This window comes from Vibrio satsumensis (assembly GCF_050337435.1).
GTDB lineage: Bacteria > Pseudomonadota > Gammaproteobacteria > Enterobacterales > Vibrionaceae > Vibrio > Vibrio satsumensis.
The window spans coordinates 234,352-254,425 of sequence record NZ_JAKJSX010000009.1; the positions used below are offsets into that span (position 1 = coordinate 234,352).

Consider the following 20,074-nt stretch of genomic DNA (forward strand, 5'->3'; position numbering starts at 1 on the left):
CTAACGATTAAACTAAAGGCGAACCATAAAACCAAACGAAATAGGCCAGCAATGCTGGCCTATTTTTTGTTACGGTATAAATCGAAAACAATTTATTTCAAAGAGTTGTGGATCAGAAACTCTTCTTCAACACCTATTCATGCACAGTTACATGAATGCTCGTTTTGATAATGATTAACCCTATATAGATGAGCTCTATGAACTATTTAATATAGGGTTGGTTATATAAAGTTAGCATGTACAGAACTAGCTTTGGGTAGGCATCCACACTTGTTTAGATATGACTTTGTGGTCTTTGAAGGTCAGTTCTTCAACCTTGTCACCGTTAGTATTCCAGCGAGTGAGTTTCCCGTTTGCCACTTCGCCTTCGTCAAATTTCGCTTGGCTAGCTTTGTTGCCATTTGGATAGTAATCCGTTACCAGCCCATCTTTTTGTCCGTCACTGTATTCTGCCGTTAGGCTTTGTTCGCCATTTGGATACCATCGAGAAGCAACACCCGACAGTTCATTGTCTTTATAATTGAGCTCTGCTTTTTTCTGCCCATTGGGGTACCAGGTTTCGGCTTTACCTTGCAGTTCACCTTTGACGTAGTTCACTTTAGAAGCGACTTGACCATTTGGATACCAGTTGGTTTCTAAGCCAAGTTCTAGGCCATCGGCAAACTGAGCCTGGGTCGCGATTTGGCCATTATCGAACTTCTCTTCAAATTGACCGGTAAAGGGTTTTGAGTGGTTTACTTGGTAAGCCACGCCTTTGCGCATCTGTAAGTAGTCAACAGCATCTTCGCTGGTGGCCGCATAGCTCATAGAAGATACCGTACTAAGAGCAATTAAGATTGGAACGTATTTCTTCATAATGACACCTTTTTAATGGACGGGGAAAATGTAATCGGTGTGTTAAAAGCATTCCATTTTCCCGAACGGCTGTCAGTACTTATTACTGGTTTTCAAGTTTTCATTATTGGTGTGTCGTATTGGGGAACTTTATTTGATTTTTGATTTAATGGTGAAATCGAGCCATCGATAAGTACTTGAACCTAAGGTTTGTACTTATGCAGCAGATCCCAAGGGATATGGCATAAGTGGTGATCTTCAGGGAAGTGGCTTAGGTGATGCTGGTGGATGTCGTCGCTGGCAACATAGTTGGTCAATGGCAACACCTCAACAGCGATACAGTCGGCGTCATCTCTTGAAGCAATATAGTGTTTAGCTTCTGTTAAGTGTTTCGCATCAGTGCTGTATACGCCTGTGCGGTATTTCTCTCCCACATCGACACCTTGTTTATTGACGCTGTAAGGGTCAATAATCTCAAACAAGTGTTCTATCAGAATCGTTACTGACGCGATGCTTGGATCAAATTCAATTTGTACGCACTCTGCGTAGCCATCGTAATCGCTTTGTACCGTCCAGTTTTCTGCTAACTGGGCGTTTCCATTAGCACGGCCTGCTTCTGTGCTGATAACGCCAGGAACGTACTTAATAAATTCTTGTACGCCCCACAAGCAGCCACCAGCTAAATAAATTTGTTCCATACTTCTCTTTGAGCTCTCTGTGTTTGTTGATGTTCGTTAGGTACATGAATCAATACGATGATACCCGCACGTATAAAAAATCGTCTATAAAAAAGGAGCGCGTAAATAAAACAAGTGTTTAGGCATTGTAAACCTGTGCGACTGAACAAACATAAGTTTAATATGATTTGTGATTATATAAGTCAGTATTGCTTTGTCATCAACCCGAATCTCAACATCAAGTGAGCGTTACTCTAAACATGTTTGATCAAATAAAAGACTTCATCAATCCGAGTAAGAACCCAGACCTTACTCAGGCCCATGAATATCAGCGCAAGCATCTTCCTACATTGTGGCTGTTAGGCAAGACGGGGGCGGGTAAGTCATCGTTTATTCAGGCGGTCACGGGTGACTCTTCGGTTGAAGTTGGAAATGGTTTTGCTCCGTGCACCATGACGGCAATGTCTTATGAATTCCCACAAGACAAACCGGTGATGCGCTTTCTCGATACCAGAGGCCTAAGTGAAGCGAATTACGATGCGAAAGAAGATCTGGAAGAGATTGGTCAGGCAGGTAATGCGTTAGTCGTTGTGATGAAAGCCGACGAACCTGAACAATCCGCTGTGCTTGCGGCTCTAAAACAGATTAAGAAACGGAAGAAGATCAAACACTTGTTGCTTGTTCATACTGCGGTGCTGTCTTCCAATGAAACAGACCGTGCGAGGCAGATTCAGTTCAACATCAACCAAGTAGAAAAAATTTGGGGTAAGAGCTTTGAATCCGTCGCGGTGGATTTCGAAACGGATGACGTGAGCAACAATGGAGGCTCAATCTACAATTATGAAGCCTTGATTGAACAGCTGACTAATATGCTTCCTGTTATTGGCATGATGGTGGTCGACAAAGAACATTCTACTCAAGAAGAGGCCAACTTTGACCAAGTAGAAAACGAAGTGCTTTGGTATGCAGGAAGTGCCGCGGCGAGTGACCTGATTCCGGGTGTTGGCTTGGTGTCGGTGCCTGCGATTCAAGCGAAAATGCTTCATAGCTTAGCCAATCAATATGGGGTTGAGTGGAACAAGAGAGTCTTCAGTGAGCTAATAGGCACTTTGGGAAGCAGCTTTGCAGTGCAATATGGCATGAAGCTCGGAACTCGACAGCTGATAAAGTTGATTCCGGTTTATGGTCAAACGGTCGGCGCGGTTGCAGCTGCGGCCATGAGTTTCGGCACCAGCTATGGTTTAGGTCGAGCGGCTTGTTTTTACTTCTATCATAAGAACAAAGGCGAAGAAGTGTCTGAACAAGAGATGCAAAAGATCTACAAAGAATCCCTGAAAAAAGGTAAGGCGGCGTCGGGCTATGAAGAAAATTAGAAACCTATTTCGATTACTGGCCGTTTTATCGAGCGGGCGTTGGGGCATTGCGCTGATTTCGGCGATCTTCCCAAGCCTCATTATGATGGGCTTTGGTCTGTTTTTGGCGGTCAAATACGGTTATTTGTTGGAAATGTCGATTGCTATAGCGGTAAGTACCTTGGTGTTCACCATTCCTTTATACATTTCTAGTCGTTCTTCTCGCCAACCAACTTATAGCAATGCGTCTGCTAACTCAGCAAGCGATAGTGATACTGAATCATCGCCTAAGAGTGCTGACATCAATGATGCGTCAGTCAATGATGCGATGGTCAAAGCATCCGATGAATGGTCCCAAGCTGAGTTGTTGATTTGGAACGACTCGAAACACTACGTGCGTCAGCAATTAAGTGGCGAGATAGAGTGGGGGAACCTCGACCAAACCGGTTTAGAGGTGCTTGAGTTTGTCGCCAAAAAGTTTGATAAAAAATCACTCGATTTTTCGATTCCTGAAGGCCTAAAACTCTTCGAAGAGGTCAGCCGCCGTTACAAATTAGTGGTGAAAGAACACATTCCGGGCATTGAGTATCTCAAGGTTTCTTACATCAAAGCGGGCTACGAAGCCTACGACAAATACGGTGAGCTAGGGCAGAAGATCTTCAAAGCGGCTATCTGGGGTAACCACCTTAAAAACCTATATTTGAATCCACTTAAGGTGATTTCTGATTTAGGTCGAGAGCAAGCGACATCTACCATGACCAAAGGTGTGGTAGATGACATGCAATACGCTGCCAAACAAGCCTTACTCGATGAAGTAGCCGCTGTAGCAATTGATCTCTATAGCGGGCGATTCAGCATTGAAGATGAATCTCTGCGAGCGTCTGATGTGTCAGAAGCCGACGAAAAGCGTTTTGCTCCTGAATTAGAGCCTGTACGAATTGTGTTGGTGGGGCAAACAAGTTCGGGCAAATCCTCACTGATTAACGCCCTTAAGCAAGAGTTGGTTGCCGAGGTCGATGTTCTGCCATCAACCGATACTTCAACCGTTTACAACGCGTTTGTCGATGACAATGACGTTCGGGTGGTTGATCTTCAAGGGCTTGATGGCAACGCCAAAACCGAAGCCTTGATGCTTAAAGAAATGACTCAAGCCGATGTGGTGTTATGGGTACTTAAAGCTAATCAATCTGCACGTGATTTAGATAAGCAGTTGAAAGATAAGTTTGATGCTTTCTATGACGATTCTAAGAACATCTCACGTAAGAAGCCGATAGTTGTCTCGGTTGTTAATCAGGTAGACCGATTAAAGCCTGTAGACGATTGGCAACCGCCGTATGACTTAGAGAGCCCAACATCGGCCAAAGCGAAGATCATTGCTCAAGCGCTCGAATACAATCAAACACTGCTGCAAACCGATATTGCATTACCATTGGCGATTGCTCCTGAAAAGGCGCAGTTTGGTTTAGATTCTTTGAAACAGATGCTGATAGAACACATCGCAGACGCAAATAACGTGCAGAGAAATCGCCAACGTTTTGAAGCAATGAAAAGAGGGACGTCGGTTAAAGGACAGCTGAACAAGGCGGTAAAAGCCGGTAAGAAGGTGGCACCAAGTGCATTGAAAGCCGCAACACCGAAGTTAGCTGAAATGGCGATTAAACAAGTGGTTAAGAAGAAGTAACCCGATCTAACAGAACTGGTAACCAAGCTCTGATGAAGCTGAAGAAGAAGTTAACGAAACTCAGTGATTATCAGAGCTTGTTTTATTTACCATTAGTTATAATTAATCCTCTATTACCGCAACTCCGTATCACTACAGTTATTTGTCGGCACTAGTTAATTCCGTGAACTAGTTTAATAGTATATAAACTGACGATATTCACAGTTTATATAACACGCTATCGTATTTAATTTTCATTCTAAATATTGATCACATTTATACTTCCTTTCGCTGTATTTATAAAACAATTGCACTATATTTAAATTTCGGATCACCTTGATTTCAACGTAGGGATATATTGTGAACATGTATCTGAAATGGCAATCAACAACATGGCTAACCTTGTTAGCTTGGTATACTTTAGATCATCAGCTCTCGTTCCACCTTTCTTCAGAGTAGTACCCTCTAGGCGTCACGCGCCAGCAGAGCCCATGAGCTTTGCCCAATCCTATTAATTTCGTCTTTAAGACATCTCGTAACTCATGCGTTTAGTATTTGTTATTATGCATGGATATCTTGTCTCTTAGATATTATTAATTGGAGTCTAATCAATACGTCATTGATTAAATAATTTATTTCTAACTATTAATTTTTATCGTAATTATCACGAGTGTGATCGTGCGTGAAATGAAATTAATGGTGATGACTCGTGACATCTAAAAATAATGAATTTGGCTTTTTCGCCTTAGGCTGAATTTTTGAAAGGTACTATTATGGAAAATTTCAAACATCTACCAGAACCGTTTCGTATTCGCGTCGTAGAGCCAGTAAAAAGAACAACTCGCGCCTATCGTGAACAAGCCATTGTCGAAGCGGGCATGAACCCGTTTCTACTCGACAGTGATGATGTGTTCATCGATTTGCTGACCGACAGCGGTACGGGTTCAATCACACAACGTATGCAAGCAGCGATGTTGATGGGTGATGAAGCCTACAGCGGCAGTCGCAGTTACTATGCACTGTCGAATGCGGTGAAAGATATCTTCGGCTATGAGCTGACTATTCCTACTCACCAAGGGCGTGGCGCAGAGCAGATTTACATTCCGGTTCTGATCAAGAAGCGTGAAATGGAGAAGGGGTTGGATCGTAGTAAAATGGTCGCCTTGTCGAACTACTTCTTTGATACCACGCAAGGCCACACTCAAGTAAATTGCTGCGTGGCGAAGAACGTTTATACCAAAGAAGCGTTCGACACCTCAGTGAATGCCGACTTCAAAGGCAACTTCGATATCGTCAAATTGGAAGAAGCTATCTTAGAAGCGGGCGCGGCCAACGTTCCTTACATCGTGAGCACTATTACTTGTAACTCGGCTGGTGGACAACCTGTTTCGATCGCTAACCTCAAAGCCGTATACGAAATCGCTCAGAAGTACGATATTCCAGTGATCATGGACTCTGCTCGCTACGCTGAAAATGCCTACTTCATCCAGCAGCGTGAAGCCGGTTATCAAGATTGGACTATCGAACAAATCACGCGTGAGTCATACAAATACGCGGATGGTTTAGCCATGTCTGCCAAGAAAGATGCGATGGTACAAATGGGCGGCTTGTTATGCTTTAAAGACGACTCTTTCATGGATGTGTATACAGAGTGTCGAACCTTGTGTGTCGTGCAGGAAGGTTTCCCAACCTATGGTGGCTTAGAGGGTGGTGCGATGGAGCGCCTTGCGGTTGGTCTTTATGACGGCATGCGTCAAGATTGGTTGGAGTATCGCATTGGTCAGGTTCAATACCTTGTTGATGGCTTAGAAGCGATGGGTATCGTGTGTCAGCAAGCGGGCGGTCATGCTGCGTTTGTCGATGCGGGTAAATTGCTTCCTCATATTCCAGCAGGTCAGTTCCCAGCACATGCTTTGGCGTGTGAATTGTATAAAGTGGCAGGTATCAGAGCGGTTGAAATCGGGTCCTTACTGCAAGGTCGCGACCCAGCAACGGGCGAGCAGCATCCATGTCCTGCTGAGTTATTACGCTTAACTATTCCACGCGCGACTTACACACAAACACACATGGATTTTATTATTGAAGCGTTTGAGAAAGTGAAAGAGAACGCAAGCAAAGTGAAAGGGCTCGACTTTACCTATGAACCGCCAGTGTTAAGACACTTTACGGCGCGCTTGAAAGAGGTAGAAATAAGCGAGAAACAAGCAGGAAAAAAGAATGAACAAACGCTCGAAGAAGCATTTTAAAATAAAAACATAAGCGAATAGTCACAATCGCAAAGGCTCCTGTTGGAGCCTTTTTTTTCATTAAACGCATTAGAAACGTATTGGAAAGAAGCTACGTTTACTTACTACTTAGAACAGACTTTAAAATAGTGAAAAGCCATTGATTTAGCGGTGCGTCTTTTTGCGAACGGCGACAACTCATTACATAGCGAACATCGATGATGAGTTTTTCTGGTAAATCAATACTGCGACAGCCTTCAGGCACACTGCCATCTAAGGTGATACCAAAATAGTCTGACTTCAACACAATATCGTGGATCATTGCAGGGTGGTCGACTTCGACTTTCGGAGTAACATCGAAACCGACGTTTTTGAGGCGATCGATAATTGGGTATCTATTGTCATTCCACCCAGGGGTTTTAAAAAGAATGATGGGATAGTTGACCAAAGACTCAAAGGTTTGCGCTTCATGCTCTTCTCGAACGAAGAACACGACTTTTCCTTTGCCAAGTTCTTTCTGTGAGATGGATTGTGGCAGGCTTTCGTCAAAATAGTGAACGGCTATCGCTTCTTCACCATCGATGATTCTGTTTTTAACATTGGTACCCCATCTCACTAACGAGAAATGGGCATGTGGCGCTTCTTTACTGAGAGCAAGGTAGAGCTTAGATCCGTAGCGTTCCCAAAACAGGGTATTGGCGTAAATCTTGATATCGCCCTGATAAGATTCAGGTAAGAAAACTTGGTGTTTGATGGCTTCGACACTGCTCAGTATCTGTTCAAAATTGTCGATATTGTTTTCAACAAAAGTCGTTGGCTCAAAGCCGTGTTTGGTTTGAATGAACAGTGGGTCGTCGAGTTGTAACTTTAACTTCGACAGGTTCTTACTGATCGCCCCTGATGTCTTCCCGAGCGACTCCGCAACCAATCCAACATTGCGAAGTTCATACATACGTTTGATGACGAGGATATTTTGAATGTCTAGATTGATGTCCACAGGTTCTCCAAATGAATCCTTTTATGGGCAGTAATCTCTGTGCTGCAGGCGCACAGAAATTATGTGACTCTAATATCATAGTGCCAATGAAAACCTTATAAGACAGCACCGCGTCAGAAATTCGCTAATCCCTTGATTTTCCATTTTGTAAATCTTGCTTTTCCTCGAATGCCTTGTGTTCGGTTGTTAAAGTTACCTCAACAAAGCGAAACGCAATGAACGAATAACAGTACTGAAGCAATTCCTCAGTACTCAAAGTATTAAAATGATAAGAGGTGATGTATGAAAAAACTAATCGCACTAGGCTTAATGGCTATTTCAATGAATACTGCTTTTGCTGCTGATGGAACCTATACAGGAACTATCGATATGACAATGAGCCAAGGCAATCAGGTAAACGTAGAGCGTGTTGAGTCTGATCTTACTCTTGAAGGAAGAAACGAAGCGTCGACTGGCGGTTTGAAATTCGAAACGAATACGCCACAAGAGCAAGCTATTCAGTTAACAGGTCGTCGTGACTAACGTTTAATCAGTGCTTACCATTGTCATGAAAAATGCTGTGCCCTCGGGTGCAGCGTTTTTCGTTTTGGGTTTGAGGATCTTTTATAAAATTCAGTCATCTAGCCTTGGCAGGGTGTGTAACGTGTGGCATTTTGTCTTTCTATTAATGGCTAGGTGTGTGCTCAGAATGACACACAAGCAAACGAAGACTCGAAAAGGACTAGGAATGAATCGAAAAGAAACGGGAATGATTCGTCATATTTTACTGATTAAGTTTAAAGAAGATGCAGATGCTTCTGAAATTGAGAAGCTGAAAGGACTGTTTGAAGCGATGCCAAGTAAGGTTGAAGGCGTGACTTCAGTCGAGTGGGGGCGAAATGACAGCCCTGAAAACAAGAACCAAGGTTATACCCATTCGGTGCTAATGACGTTCGCTGACGAAGACGGCCGTCAGAACTACCTTCCACACCCAGAGCATGATGCGCTGAAAGATATGTTTCGTCCTTTGTTAGATAACATTATCGTGTTTGATTACTCCCTGTAATCAGGTTCTCAGTACGTCGCTATCTATCTTGAGTCACCTTTGATAATGAAGAGTTAGGGCTTGTGTGACTAAGCCCTAACCAATAAAGAACGATTTACTCTGTCGGTGAAATCGTAACAGGGGTAAACGAAGCAACCGCATTACCGCCAGCACCCGGGCGATCAACATAAGGCGTGTTTTGCATTAAGGTGTAATACACGTCCACGAAGTCATCATCATTCACTAATACGCCTTCAGGAATCACATCAATGATCTTACTTGTGATTTGAGGAATGATCGCATAACCCTGAACTTCAGGATCTGGAATCATCTTCAATATCTCTTCTGCGGCTTCAACGAGCAGTTTGGCTAACGCTTTATAATCGGTGCCGTCATCGTGCTCCATCAAAATCATATCTGCTGCGCCCCAACGGTAGCGAGGCCAGAAGATTACCGTTTGATTTGGGTAGTATGTCTGTTTGTCGTAGTCCAGATAAGGCATCTCAACCAAGTCGATCTGTGGTTCTATACGGGTTGCATTAACTCCAGTGACAATAGCGTAGATTTCAGCTTTGCCAGAGATCCACGGTTCTCTATCAATGGCCAAACGAATCTTCGATAATTGGGTGGTGTTCAGTTCTTCAGGTTCAGATTCTGAAATAGAGCGACGAACTTTGTTCATTAAAGGCTGTTTTTGAGACTTGTGGACGTTGCTTTTATCACTGTTGGCATTGATTTGAGTTGCAGTACCCAGCTTGTTCATCTCGGTCTGCATCGCCATTAGGCCTGCTTTGAGTTCTTCTGCGCCGTTACTATCAATAACAAACACAGGAACGTCGGGCATTTGGTACACGTCTAATTCATGAACTTGTCCATACACATCGTACGCTTCGATGTATTGCCAATTTGAATCGTCACCAGAGGGTTCGAAGGCAAACAGCGGGCTTTCACCATTCTTCCAAGCTTCAATCATCGCTTCATCAGCCATGCGAATCTCTAGCAAAGAGTCACTGAAGTCGTTGACCCCTTTCATCTTGCGGTAGCTAAGATCGGCTTTTTGCATCTTGCTTGAAAATGCGGAGTAGGGCTTAGCTGAGTTAAGCTTGTCTATCGGTGTATACAGTTGCTTTTCTGTTATTTGGTCTTTTAAAGAAAGCTCAAGATCGGAGTAGCGGGCACTGATTTGCAACGCCAAAGACTGCTTTTGTGCTGAGGCGTTCTCCGAAAGAGAGAGTGAGCTTGTTGTGTCGATATTGTTTGCATAGGACTGGAAGCCAACCACTGTTGTTGCAAGCACCATACTGATAGAGAAAGATGGTCTCATAAATAATCCTTATTTTAATTTTTATCATTAATAGAGCATTTGCCCTATAAGGATTAACCTATCAGTAAGGTGAATGTGTTTAAAAGTTAGACAGCTTATTTTTATTTCGTTGTGCAGCACAGGATCTCAATTTAAATAATTTATAAAATATCAAGCTGATGTTGGCTTGATATATGCGAATTTATAAACCAATCAATAGCTTACTGATTAAATCATTAACTAGCCTAGTGGTGTATGGCCTATTTAGGGGGGGATTCGGGATCGTGAAGAGTGACTTCTGATGGAGCTTTTAGAGGGGAATGAGATCTATAGGAACACCCTATATCTACTATAGCCACTGCGTTATTTCGAACTTGATGGTTTTCGGTATAATTCGCCTCCCTTGATAAAAAGTAACGAATCAAAGCAACGCCTAAACGATCCATAACGCTCACCAAATTGCTCTGGACATCAAACACACTTTTCGCATCAACGTACATTGCAATCGTACAACGTTAAGAAATGTTCCTTTACGTTGAATCGCTTCTAGCCCGATAGCTCCCACGCAATACCTAGAACTATTGAGGGTTTTGGCTTAAACGCATTAGGAATACTGAATATGACGAATTTTAAGCGCGCTTCACGTTTATCGAAGATGTTGGTTTTTCTTTCTCTTATTTCCAAATCAACTCTTGGTTTTGAAATACCCGACAACGCACTCGAATCCTATGTGGGTGATTTCTCTGCGTTGCGTGAAAAAGGCGTTGTGCGTGTTTTAGTTTCTGGTGATATGGGGTTCTATCATATTGAAAATGGTAAGCCGAAAGGGATTCTTGCTGAGCAGATTTATTACTTTGATCAAGAGCTAAAGCTGCGTGACCCTTTACTGCGCGTTAAGGTGATTCCGGTTGAGCGGAGCGAGTTACTCAATGCTTTGAATCAGGGGAAAGGTGATATTGCAGTCGCAAATTTAACAGTGACCAAACAGCGTGAGCACTTAGTCGATTTCAGCATTCCCATTCGTAGCGACATTGATGAATTGTTAGTGACAAGCCGTTCTACCCCTTTGATTAATGACATCACCCAGTTACAGGGTAAAGAGGTCTGGTTAAAGCAGAATTCCAGTTACGTCAGCAGTGTTCATGCCGTGAATAAACAGTTAAAGAAGAAAGGTTTAGCACCCATCTATATCCATTTGTTAAGTGACAACCTCCAAGATCTCGAATTGCTAGATTTGATTAAACGTGGACAAATTACCGCAACCATTGTGGATAGCCACAAGCTTGAACTATGGGGAAACTTAGAGCAAGACATCAGAATCCATCGTAATCTTGCCTTTAGACACAATGCTGATATTGCTTGGGCGATTCGCAAAAATAGCCCGCAATTGAAAGCCAAAATCGACCAATATTTGCAAGATTCAAAGCAGGGTACATTGCTGGGTAATGTCATCGACAATCGTTATCTCGAAAGCACATCATGGATGAATAGAGCCTCTAACCCGATACAAAACAAAGAGCGGGATAAGCTAGAAAAGCTGTTCATGGTTTATGGGGAAAAGTTCGAGATCGATTGGTTCATTTTGTTAGCCATGGCTTTTCAAGAGTCCGGTTTGGATCACTCAAAAATATCGCATCGTGGTGCGGTTGGTATTATGCAAGTGATGCCTAAAACCGCCAAAGATTGGTATGTCGATATTGATAATGTGTACGACTTAGAAAGCAATATTCATGCGGGCAGCAAGTATCTGCGTTTTATCTATGACCGATATTTCGATTTGCCTGAAATCTCGGATACCGACAAGATTCATTTTAGCTTAGCCGCTTATAATGCCGGGCCAGCTAAGATAAGAAGAATGCGCGTGCTTGCTGCCAAGCAAGGCTACAACCCAAATAAATGGTTTAATCATGTTGAAGTGGTCGCAAGAAAAAATATTAGCCAAGAGCCTGTAAAATACGTCGCCAACATCAATCGATACTTCACTATTTACCAGAGATTGGATGAATTTCAAGACACCCGAGAAGAGCAACTGAGTAACATGACTCGTCAGCTCAACATCAAACGTTTCTCTCCTTATTTCGCTTATTAGTGGCGGTTATTCGCTATAAACAATAAACAATAAGCCATAAAGCAAAAACTATAAACAAAAAAGAGAGGTTAGCGACTAGGCTAACCTCTCTTTTTATTGGTACTGACTAACTGAATTGATTGGGGGGTATCAGTTAATGCTATGTTGCTTACTTGCTTACTTGCTTACTTGCTTACTTGCTTACTTACTTAGTTGCTTAAGACTGCTCAGCTGATGCGACGTACATCTGCATCTCTTCCAAGCTTGTTTTTGCAATCACTTGGCTATCAATAGAGTAATGGACTTCATCGCCGAAACGTTGACCCGTTAGAGTCGCGCGAGTACCGTCGTTGTAGGTTAGTTCAATTGCGATTTCGTCTTGGTTAAGTACTTTCATTTCGCTGTGGTCAATCACATGCTTTGCCAGCGGGTCGATCGGCGCTTCAGTTAGGCTGTCATCCAATTGGTCATTAACATCAATGTAGGTATCAACTTTGCTATCAAAGATGTGTGGTTTCTTGTTGATTGGGTTCTTACCCGTCCAAAATTCCAGCGAGTTAAATACGATGTAATCGGCGGCAACGGTAATACCGTAAGCAGGGGCAAGTAACATGTTTAGGCCACCACGAGCGTAACGGTTATCAACGGCTTTCACGTTAAATTCCATTAGTTTTCCGGTTACGGCATTGCTGCCCACACAACCAAATAAGGTCACAAGGCTCATTGAGATTATTATCGGTTTTGCAAATCGGTTCATCATTCTCTGTTTCTACATGTGTATATTTAGGAACCGGGAATTATGTCAAACTCAAGCGTCTTCTAATATAACGTCACGCCTATACTAGATATCAGGAAAACCTATATCTTTATAAAAACCAATCTGTTACATATTCTTTGGTTCTTGCTCCTTAAATACTACCGTACTAGTCTGCTTAATTTTTATTTGCCGTTTTAACAATGTTCTGTCATAACCATAACTAAAATATGGGAATGGAAAGCGATAATTCACAGTCATTTAAACGATATTATTTATATCGCTTATTTAAATACATGACTGCCTGAAGAGCTCGAATGAAACGATTTAACCTCAACCTCATCTATTACTTTATTGCGATATATGAAGAAGGAAACTTAACGTACGCAGCAGAGCGGCTCCACATCTCACAACCCAGCCTCAGTGCTCACTTGAAGCAGCTTCGAGACGAGTATCGCGATCTGCTCTTCGTTAGAAAATCGTACACGCTTGAACCGACTCCGGTTGCTAACGACTTGTACCCAATCTTCAAGCAAGCGCACAAACTTGTCTCTCATTCGTTGCCTGAAACACGCGACTTTGAACCCAAAGAGTGCAGTTACACGTTTCGAATTGCCGCTATGAGCATTTCAAGCAGTGTGACGCTGCCGCAAGTTCTGGATAGGATTCAGAAAGAAGCACCAGACTGCGTGATTGAAATCGTGAACATCAAAGAAGACATGGCGACCGACATTCGTGAGAAAAAGATCGACCTTGTTGTCGACTTAACCAGCGCACATCCAACCTTATTAAGCCAAGAGGTATGGAGCGATGAGTTGTGTATTGTGTGTAGTCAAAACCACTCTACCATCGACGAGCGAGTCAGCTTAGAGCAATACCTTTCAGAAAAGCATGTGGCGCTCACGCATGATAACTACCGAGTAAACCAACTCTCCGAGTTTCACAGCCCAATCTTTTCTGAGCGGAAAGTAGCAAGAAAGCTGAATTCGATCGCTGACTTCTCTGAAACCATCTACAACAGTGATTGGATCGCCACCTTCCCCAAAAGCGTGGCGAAAGCGTACTTCAATGAAGAAAAAATAAAGATGTTAGAGTTGCCGTTCGAGTACACCAAACCGTCACTGAGCGTGTATTGGCACAGCAACCGTAACGACGACATCGTAAACCAATGGCTAAGAGAATTGTTTACCAGTGAGATCTTAAAACTGTCTGCGTGATCAATTTGGCGCCTTAATAGGTCGCCTCAGTCTCTAGAACAATCCATCGCTTGATAAACAATGAAGCCTACTCACGTGAGTAGGCTTTGTTATTTGTTGCTACCTTCAGCGATAAGTACTAACTCAATCTAAACGCAATGTTAGCCCAGAGTAGTTCGAGTATCCGCGCAGTAACACATGATAGGTCACGCCCGGTTGCGCGCTCACACTGCACTGCTCATTGTTTCCTGCACGATAAGGGCGACAGTCGTAACTCGATGTAGTTGGTTTGCTGTCCGATTTCACGTAAAGGTCGGCATCGCCTGAACCGCCAGACATTGAAACCGTCACGCTTGATGCAGAATCAACAGTGAACGTGTAGAAGCTCTCCGAAGATTGATTCCCGCTTAGGTTCGCAATCGGTGTGCCTTTCGTTAGCACATTGCCAGTTGGAGGTGTGACACCACAGCTTGCGTTCACGCCTACGGTGTTAAATACATCTTCAACATCGGCAACCACATAGCCCATGTCGGCTGCGGCTTTCGCTACGCCACAAGCACCGGCATCAAAGGTACTGTTTGCCGTCCAATACAGTTGGTTTGCGACTGTGAATATTTCAAAGCCCTTACGTACATTCCAACCCGATTTGTTCGCTAAAAGGTAAAAGGCGCGGTTATAAACACCACTAGATAAATGAACGTTCAAACCATCGTAGTATTCAGAGGCATGATCAATTGAGCGGCCATCTTTTGATGGTTGATCAAAGTAACGCAAACCGCCTTCCGATTTGAATATGTCGCTACCGACAATCCAATCTACATTGCCACGCAAGTAATATTCAGCCGCTTCGCCCGCAATGTCTGAGAAGGCTTCATTCATACCGCCCGACATATTTCGGTACACAAGCCCCGAGTTTTGCTCTGTGAACCCGTGGCTGACTTCGTGAGCACTCACGTTGATATCGACCAGTGGGTAAAAGGTATTTTTGCCATCTCCAAAAGTCATGGATGTACCATTCCAGAAGGCATTTTCATAATCCGTGCTGTAATGAACTCGCATCGTCAGCTGGAAAGTTAACGGCGAGGTGTTCATCCACTCTTTGTACATATCAAACACGACATTACCGAAGTAGTGAGCATCGTTAAGAGGCGAGTAAGCCCCGTTAATGTATTTATGATCGGTGTAGTTGGTTCCGTCGGCACAGTTGTAGCTGTAGGCTGCGCTGCCAGACGTTCCGTTCCTCAAATCGACTGTCTTAACCGAATCGTTTTCTAACTTACACGTCGTGCCTATTTTGTCGATGGGAAAGCTAGGGAAGTCACTGCCATATTCATATCGAGTGGTTTTAAGGTTGCCACCTGGGCCAGTACCTAATGCTTTAGCGTGGTTTAGTCCATTCCATTTTTGGAGCACATCGCCAGTCGAGGCATCAATAAAGTAGAAAGGGCGCTCTGGCATAGAGGATGCGATAAAGAAATCGACCAGATACACCACTTGGGCGACTTGGTTCTCATCCAATCTCACCATCAGTTTCGCGTTTTTATTTTCAATCGACTTTTTGCCGACAGTAAACGTGCGGTGAGAGGATATCGCAGCTTCAATCGCTTGTTCCTGATTCAGCTTTGGCGCGATGCTGGATAAGTCTCCACTGATGCCTTGTGCCATTGAGCCAAATACCTGAGTGGGCTGGTTCTTAGAAAGGGTGGCGACAACGGAGGTATCAAAGACGGGTAAACCTAAGTGAGTTTGTTGGTAACGGACTTTCGTTTTCCCATTGGGCAATACCACCCGTTTCGCTTCAGAAAAACCTAATTCTAGTGGGGCAACACTCTTCGACTGCGCGACGAGGCTTTGTTGTAGCAGTGTATCATTATCGATTCTGACCATTTCTGCAGCGTGTGCAGTAAAGCCGAGAGACGTACCTAGAATGGCTGCTATTTTCCAGCTTAGTTGACGTTGTTGGTTCATTTTTCGTTCCTGATTTTAATATAAACTCCTTCTTCCCAACGGCTTTATAGGAAGTCTATATGCAACACACTAATGCCATGTGTTACGAATCAAGATTGGAAGAGCATTTCGGCTTATGACAAGTTTTTATTAGAGATTAAATTTTAGAGTATGTAATTCAAAGTTTACAAAAACACTTATTGAACAAATTGTTTTTATAAAATCTAATTTTATTATTTATCGTAAACATATGAAGGGTCGGGAATTATTAAAAACCGCTTTGTTTTAATTTATAGAATGAATTTCTCGAAGTTAATTTCGGTATTTATCTGTTTTTACCTTAACTACAAATTAGTAAATAAACGGTTTTTTGAAGTGGGAATATTGTCTTTATTGTCAATAGTAAACTTGTTTTAACAATAGCACTAAGCACAGATTTTCACTTTTCTAACACTTAATCTCGTTAGACAGAAAAACTCTACATTTTGTTGTTCAATCACAAATCATGAGCGATAAGTCATTGTTATAAAGGGAGTCGGTCGTTTAAAATAGGTTACATAAGAATCCAGCCAGAAAATTGGTATTTAGATACGGACTTGTTCTGGCTGATAGCTGTTATGAGTAAAGGATTAGCATGTCGATAACTAATGCAGAAAATAGCCTTTTTGATGAATGGAAAGGAAATAGAAAAGGTTTTGTTTCAGATGGTTTAGTTTCTGAACAGGATTACTTAAATTCCGACACAAAAATATGCATTGTATTAAAAGAAGTTAATGATTCCGACGGAGGTGGTTGGGATTTAAGAGAGTTTCTAGCTGAAGGTGCGAGATCTCAAACATGGAATAATGTTGTCCGCTGGATAAACGGAATCAGAAATATAAATCGTGATATACCGTGGCAAGAGTTTGATGAGATTAATGAAGCAGACAGACAGTCTTCTTTAAAATCAATATGCGCAATGAACTTAAAAAAATCGCCAGGTACTCACACAACAGATAAAGCTTCTCTTAATAAAGTAGCTAATGAAGATCGAAACTTTATTGAGCAACAGTTTTCTCTATATAATCCTGATATAACCATATGTGGCGGGACAGGTGACTTATTTAAGGATACTGCGGGGCTTAATAAATATGAATGGAAGAGGACTAATCGTGGAGTTTGGTGGTATGAAAGAGCACCAAAGAAGTATGTCATTGCATATTGCCACCCAGAAGCACGAGTAGATAACCCATTAATTGTATACGGGTTAATTGACGCAATAAGAGAAATTTACTCATAACAAGCGCTTTAAACGGACAAAAACAGTTGGTTAGGTTTCGCTGCGCTCCACATTATAACCAACAATTTTTATCCGCTTAAGCGGGCGTTTATGTGTAATCATTGGAAACAGATAAAATGAAGCTTTCAAAGTCGTTAGAAGAATCTCTTAAAAAAGATGATCTGACCAATTTAGCGGTAAATCTTGGCGAAGTTGGTATAGATGCAATTTTAGATAATGGTGTATTAAGAGACATCCCAGTGCTATCTAGTATTGTAGGTGGTATCAATGCGATTGGTAGCGTGCGTGATGCTCTGTTTACGAAAAAGCTTATTTCATTTCTTTCTGAGTTGTCGGATATTCCGGTAGAACAGCGCCGAACTATGATCGATTCAATTGACAACTCGGATGACTACAAAGTAAAAGTTGGTGAGAAGCTTATCTATATCATAGAGAAAACAGAAGACCACTATACGAGTAAAATTATTGCCATATTCTTCTCTGAGTTTCTTGTCGGAGAAATCACATACAATCAATTTTTAAAAATTAGTCGAATTATCGATAGTATGTTTATTGGTGATTTTTTAGAGTTTGCTAATGAGCCGTCAGAATCGATTGATTTTAATTCTGAAAATACATTTATTAACACTGGATTAGTCGATGTATATTTTGAACCTATGGTAGTTAAAGATAGTGATTGCTACGATGACTGTGATAAATATGAAACGAGTGGAGGTGCAAGCCTGTACATCACTTCTATCGGTGAGCTTGTAAGGTTGGTACTCAAGGGAAAAAATTACACATAACAAACGACTATGGCGTCAATGATTAGTTTTTGGCTGTATTTTCATCCCAAATTAAGCCATCTCTCAGCATAGAGTTAAGGGTCACGTTTCACGTAGGAAACATGACAAGCGACCAACTATTGGAAAAGGCACTTTATAGCAGCGCCTTTTCCACAACCTCGCTCGCTTAAAGCCTACTTAGCAACGAATCACCTTAATAACTATTTCAGAACAACCGACAATGTGTGGCTTAAAACGAGTGAGCTGATAGACCAAACTGAGATTGAAGTTTTAGGCGAGTACTCTGCAACGGTGCAAGCGCCGAAGTTTACGGATCTCCCACGCAAAGGCGAACGTTTGCCTTTTGTTTCTCGGAATTTAGTTGCAACAATAAATAACATACAAACGTAGAGGTAGCGCACAGAAACGAAAAAGGGGATATCGCGATTACGTAATCATTGATCTAGCCGATAGTGAGATAGTGATAAGAGGTCGATAATTCGTTGTCGGATCTAAATTAGAGCTTTAAATCTAATTTCTAAGTAGTTGTTATCTCAGGAAGAGTTTTTGTGCTATGCGCCCCTATATTAAATACATTATCCCTATTTTAATTCCTTTCATTATCCTCGTAATGCCGCTATCAGCGTTTCCATTTGAAGGCCTCACGATTATTCAACAACGCGTTATCGCGATCTTTTTATTAGCGGCATTGTGCTGGGTGTTCGAGCCCATCCCGATCTACGCGACGTCTGTTGTTATTATCGTTCTGCAATTGTTGATGTTGTCGGATAAAGGGCTGATCTTTTTAAGGTTTGATCATGGGGAAGAACATTTTGGTGAGCTGTTAAAATACAGCGATATCATGGCGACATTCGCTAGCCCAATCATCATGCTGTTTTTAGGTGGTTTCTTCTTAGCGATGGCTGCCACTAAATATCGATTAGACGTAAACTTAGCTCGCGTGTTGTTGAAGCCATTTGGTCAAGACCCAAAGTTTGTGATGCTCGGCTTAATGCTGATCACTGGTATCTTTTCGATGTTTATGTCTAACACAGCAACAACGGCAATGATGCTCTCTATTTTAACGCCGGTACTGGCTGTGTTTGGCCCGAAAGACCCCGGTCGTGTAGCGTTTGCGCTTTGTATCCCTGTTGCCGCTAACATCGGTGGCATTGGTACCCCAATCGGTACCCCGCCGAACGCTATCGCACTTAAATATTTAGTTGGCGATAACCTCATTACGTTCGGTGAATGGATGGCATTTGGTGTGCCGTTTGTCGTTATTATGATGGCGTTAGCGTGGTTTTTAATAGGCTTTATGTACAAAGCTGACCAAAAGAAAATCGAGCTAAGCATCAAAGGTAAATTCCTTAAAACACCAAAAGCCATTGCGGTGTACGTCACTTTTGCGCTCACCATCATTCTTTGGTTAATGGGCTCAAGCCATGGCATGAACTCTTATACCGTCGCTCTGATTCCTGTTGCTGTGTTCTCTCTGTCCGGGATCATCAATAAAGAAGACCTGAAGAAAATTTCTTGGGACGTATTGTGGCTTGTATCAGGTGGTATTGCGCTTGGTTTAGCTCTCGATAAAACTGGCTTAGCAAGGCTGGTGGTACACAGTATTCCGTTTGATACTTACTCACCCTATGTGGTGTTGTTCGGAGCGGCGTTCTTGTGTTTGGTAATGGCAAACTTTATGTCTCATACCGCAACGGCTAACTTGTTAATGCCAATTATGGCTGCATTAGGTTCGTCTATGGCTTCACTCACGCCACTCGGCGGTGAGTTAACGTTAATTCTGGTTGTGACTTTTGCCGCTTCATTGGGTATGTCGCTGCCAATCAGTACGCCACCGAATGCGTTGGCTCATGCCACTGGTCATGTGCAAAGTAATCAAATGGCCAGAATCGGTATTATTTTGGGTGTGGTTGGTGTGCTGTTGAGCTTTGTTATGGTGTGGCTGCTACATTCAATTGGTCACATAGGGTAGC

The 20,074-nt window shown here is 42.5% G+C and carries 16 protein-coding genes and 1 pseudogene; 11 read left to right on the forward strand and 6 right to left on the reverse strand.

Translation table 11 applies throughout. The annotated features are described in order from the left end of the window. Positions 1-246 precede the first annotated feature (246 nt). Both L4C44_RS13480 and L4C44_RS13485 read right to left on the reverse strand, forming a co-directional pair. Positions 247-855 (reverse strand): toxin-antitoxin system YwqK family antitoxin, encoded by a 609-nt coding sequence (locus L4C44_RS13480; protein WP_061018270.1) that lies wholly within the window; start codon positions 853-855, stop codon positions 247-249. Between the two features lie 182 nt (positions 856-1,037). Next, complete coding sequence (locus L4C44_RS13485) at positions 1,038-1,532, reverse strand: peptide-methionine (S)-S-oxide reductase (protein WP_428805220.1); 495 nt, start codon at positions 1,530-1,532, stop codon at positions 1,038-1,040. A gap of 239 nt (positions 1,533-1,771) precedes the next feature. Between L4C44_RS13485 and L4C44_RS13490 the strand changes: the two genes are divergently transcribed. From L4C44_RS13490 to tnaA, 3 genes are all read left to right on the forward strand, one after another. Then, positions 1,772-2,884, forward strand: coding sequence for a YcjF family protein (locus tag L4C44_RS13490; RefSeq protein WP_428805221.1), 1,113 nt, complete (start codon positions 1,772-1,774; stop codon positions 2,882-2,884). After that, on the forward strand, positions 2,871-4,544 hold the full coding sequence (locus L4C44_RS13495) for a GTPase family protein (protein ID WP_428805222.1): 1,674 nt from the start codon (positions 2,871-2,873) through the stop codon (positions 4,542-4,544). The genes L4C44_RS13490 and L4C44_RS13495 overlap by 14 nt, the downstream gene beginning before the upstream one ends. A gap of 752 nt (positions 4,545-5,296) precedes the next feature. Continuing rightward, a complete protein-coding gene (gene tnaA, locus L4C44_RS13500; RefSeq protein WP_146489912.1) occupies positions 5,297-6,769 on the forward strand; it encodes a tryptophanase in 1,473 nt (490 codons plus the stop codon). A gap of 97 nt (positions 6,770-6,866) precedes the next feature. On the opposite strand, the gene L4C44_RS13505 is transcribed toward tnaA, so the two are convergent. Next, a complete protein-coding gene (locus L4C44_RS13505) occupies positions 6,867-7,745 on the reverse strand; it encodes a LysR family transcriptional regulator (protein ID WP_327783744.1) in 879 nt (292 codons plus the stop codon). Between the two features lie 282 nt (positions 7,746-8,027). Here L4C44_RS13505 and L4C44_RS13510 point away from each other — a divergent pair, with 282 nt between their 5' ends. Then, the gene (locus tag L4C44_RS13510; RefSeq protein WP_146489914.1) at positions 8,028-8,267 is read left to right on the forward strand and encodes a VPA0252 family protein; all 240 of its coding nucleotides are present in this window, start codon (positions 8,028-8,030) and stop codon (positions 8,265-8,267) included. 205 nt (positions 8,268-8,472) lie between these two features. Beyond that, positions 8,473-8,790 (forward strand): Dabb family protein, encoded by a 318-nt coding sequence (locus L4C44_RS13515; RefSeq protein ID WP_428805223.1) that lies wholly within the window; start codon positions 8,473-8,475, stop codon positions 8,788-8,790. Between the two features lie 94 nt (positions 8,791-8,884). On the opposite strand, the gene L4C44_RS13520 is transcribed toward L4C44_RS13515, so the two are convergent. Continuing rightward, entirely contained in the window at positions 8,885-10,093 is a 1,209-nt protein-coding gene (locus tag L4C44_RS13520; RefSeq protein ID WP_428805224.1) for a DUF3103 domain-containing protein, read from the reverse strand. Positions 10,094-10,691: 598 nt separating this feature from the next. On the opposite strand from L4C44_RS13520, the gene L4C44_RS13525 reads away from it, so the two are divergent. Continuing rightward, complete coding sequence (locus tag L4C44_RS13525; protein ID WP_428805225.1) at positions 10,692-12,161, forward strand: MltF family protein; 1,470 nt, start codon at positions 10,692-10,694, stop codon at positions 12,159-12,161. Between the two features lie 196 nt (positions 12,162-12,357). Here the strand turns inward: L4C44_RS13525 and L4C44_RS13530 are convergent, their stop codons facing one another. Continuing rightward, on the reverse strand, positions 12,358-12,900 hold the full coding sequence (locus L4C44_RS13530; protein ID WP_428805226.1) for a DUF3332 family protein: 543 nt from the start codon (positions 12,898-12,900) through the stop codon (positions 12,358-12,360). 311 nt (positions 12,901-13,211) lie between these two features. Here L4C44_RS13530 and L4C44_RS13535 point away from each other — a divergent pair, with 311 nt between their 5' ends. Then, a complete protein-coding gene (locus tag L4C44_RS13535) occupies positions 13,212-14,111 on the forward strand; it encodes a LysR family transcriptional regulator (RefSeq protein ID WP_428805227.1) in 900 nt (299 codons plus the stop codon). A gap of 123 nt (positions 14,112-14,234) precedes the next feature. On the opposite strand, the gene L4C44_RS13540 is transcribed toward L4C44_RS13535, so the two are convergent. After that, positions 14,235-16,058, reverse strand: a complete 1,824-nt coding sequence (locus L4C44_RS13540; protein ID WP_428805228.1) for a M4 family metallopeptidase — start codon at positions 16,056-16,058, stop codon at positions 14,235-14,237. Positions 16,059-16,671: 613 nt separating this feature from the next. Here L4C44_RS13540 and L4C44_RS13545 point away from each other — a divergent pair. The 4 genes and pseudogenes from L4C44_RS13545 (at position 16,672) to L4C44_RS13560 (ending at position 20,073) form a co-directional block, all read left to right on the forward strand. After that, positions 16,672-17,316 (forward strand): hypothetical protein, encoded by a 645-nt coding sequence (locus tag L4C44_RS13545; protein ID WP_285954413.1) that lies wholly within the window; start codon positions 16,672-16,674, stop codon positions 17,314-17,316. A 101-nt stretch (positions 17,317-17,417) separates the two neighbouring features. Beyond that, entirely contained in the window at positions 17,418-18,101 is a 684-nt protein-coding gene (locus L4C44_RS13550) for a hypothetical protein (RefSeq protein ID WP_285954414.1), read from the forward strand. 101 nt (positions 18,102-18,202) lie between these two features. Then, a pseudogene (locus L4C44_RS13555) lies at positions 18,203-18,416 on the forward strand (hypothetical protein); the annotation flags it as partial. A 238-nt stretch (positions 18,417-18,654) separates the two neighbouring features. Continuing rightward, the gene (locus L4C44_RS13560; protein ID WP_428805229.1) at positions 18,655-20,073 is read left to right on the forward strand and encodes an SLC13 family permease; all 1,419 of its coding nucleotides are present in this window, start codon (positions 18,655-18,657) and stop codon (positions 20,071-20,073) included. Position 20,074 lies beyond the last annotated feature (1 nt).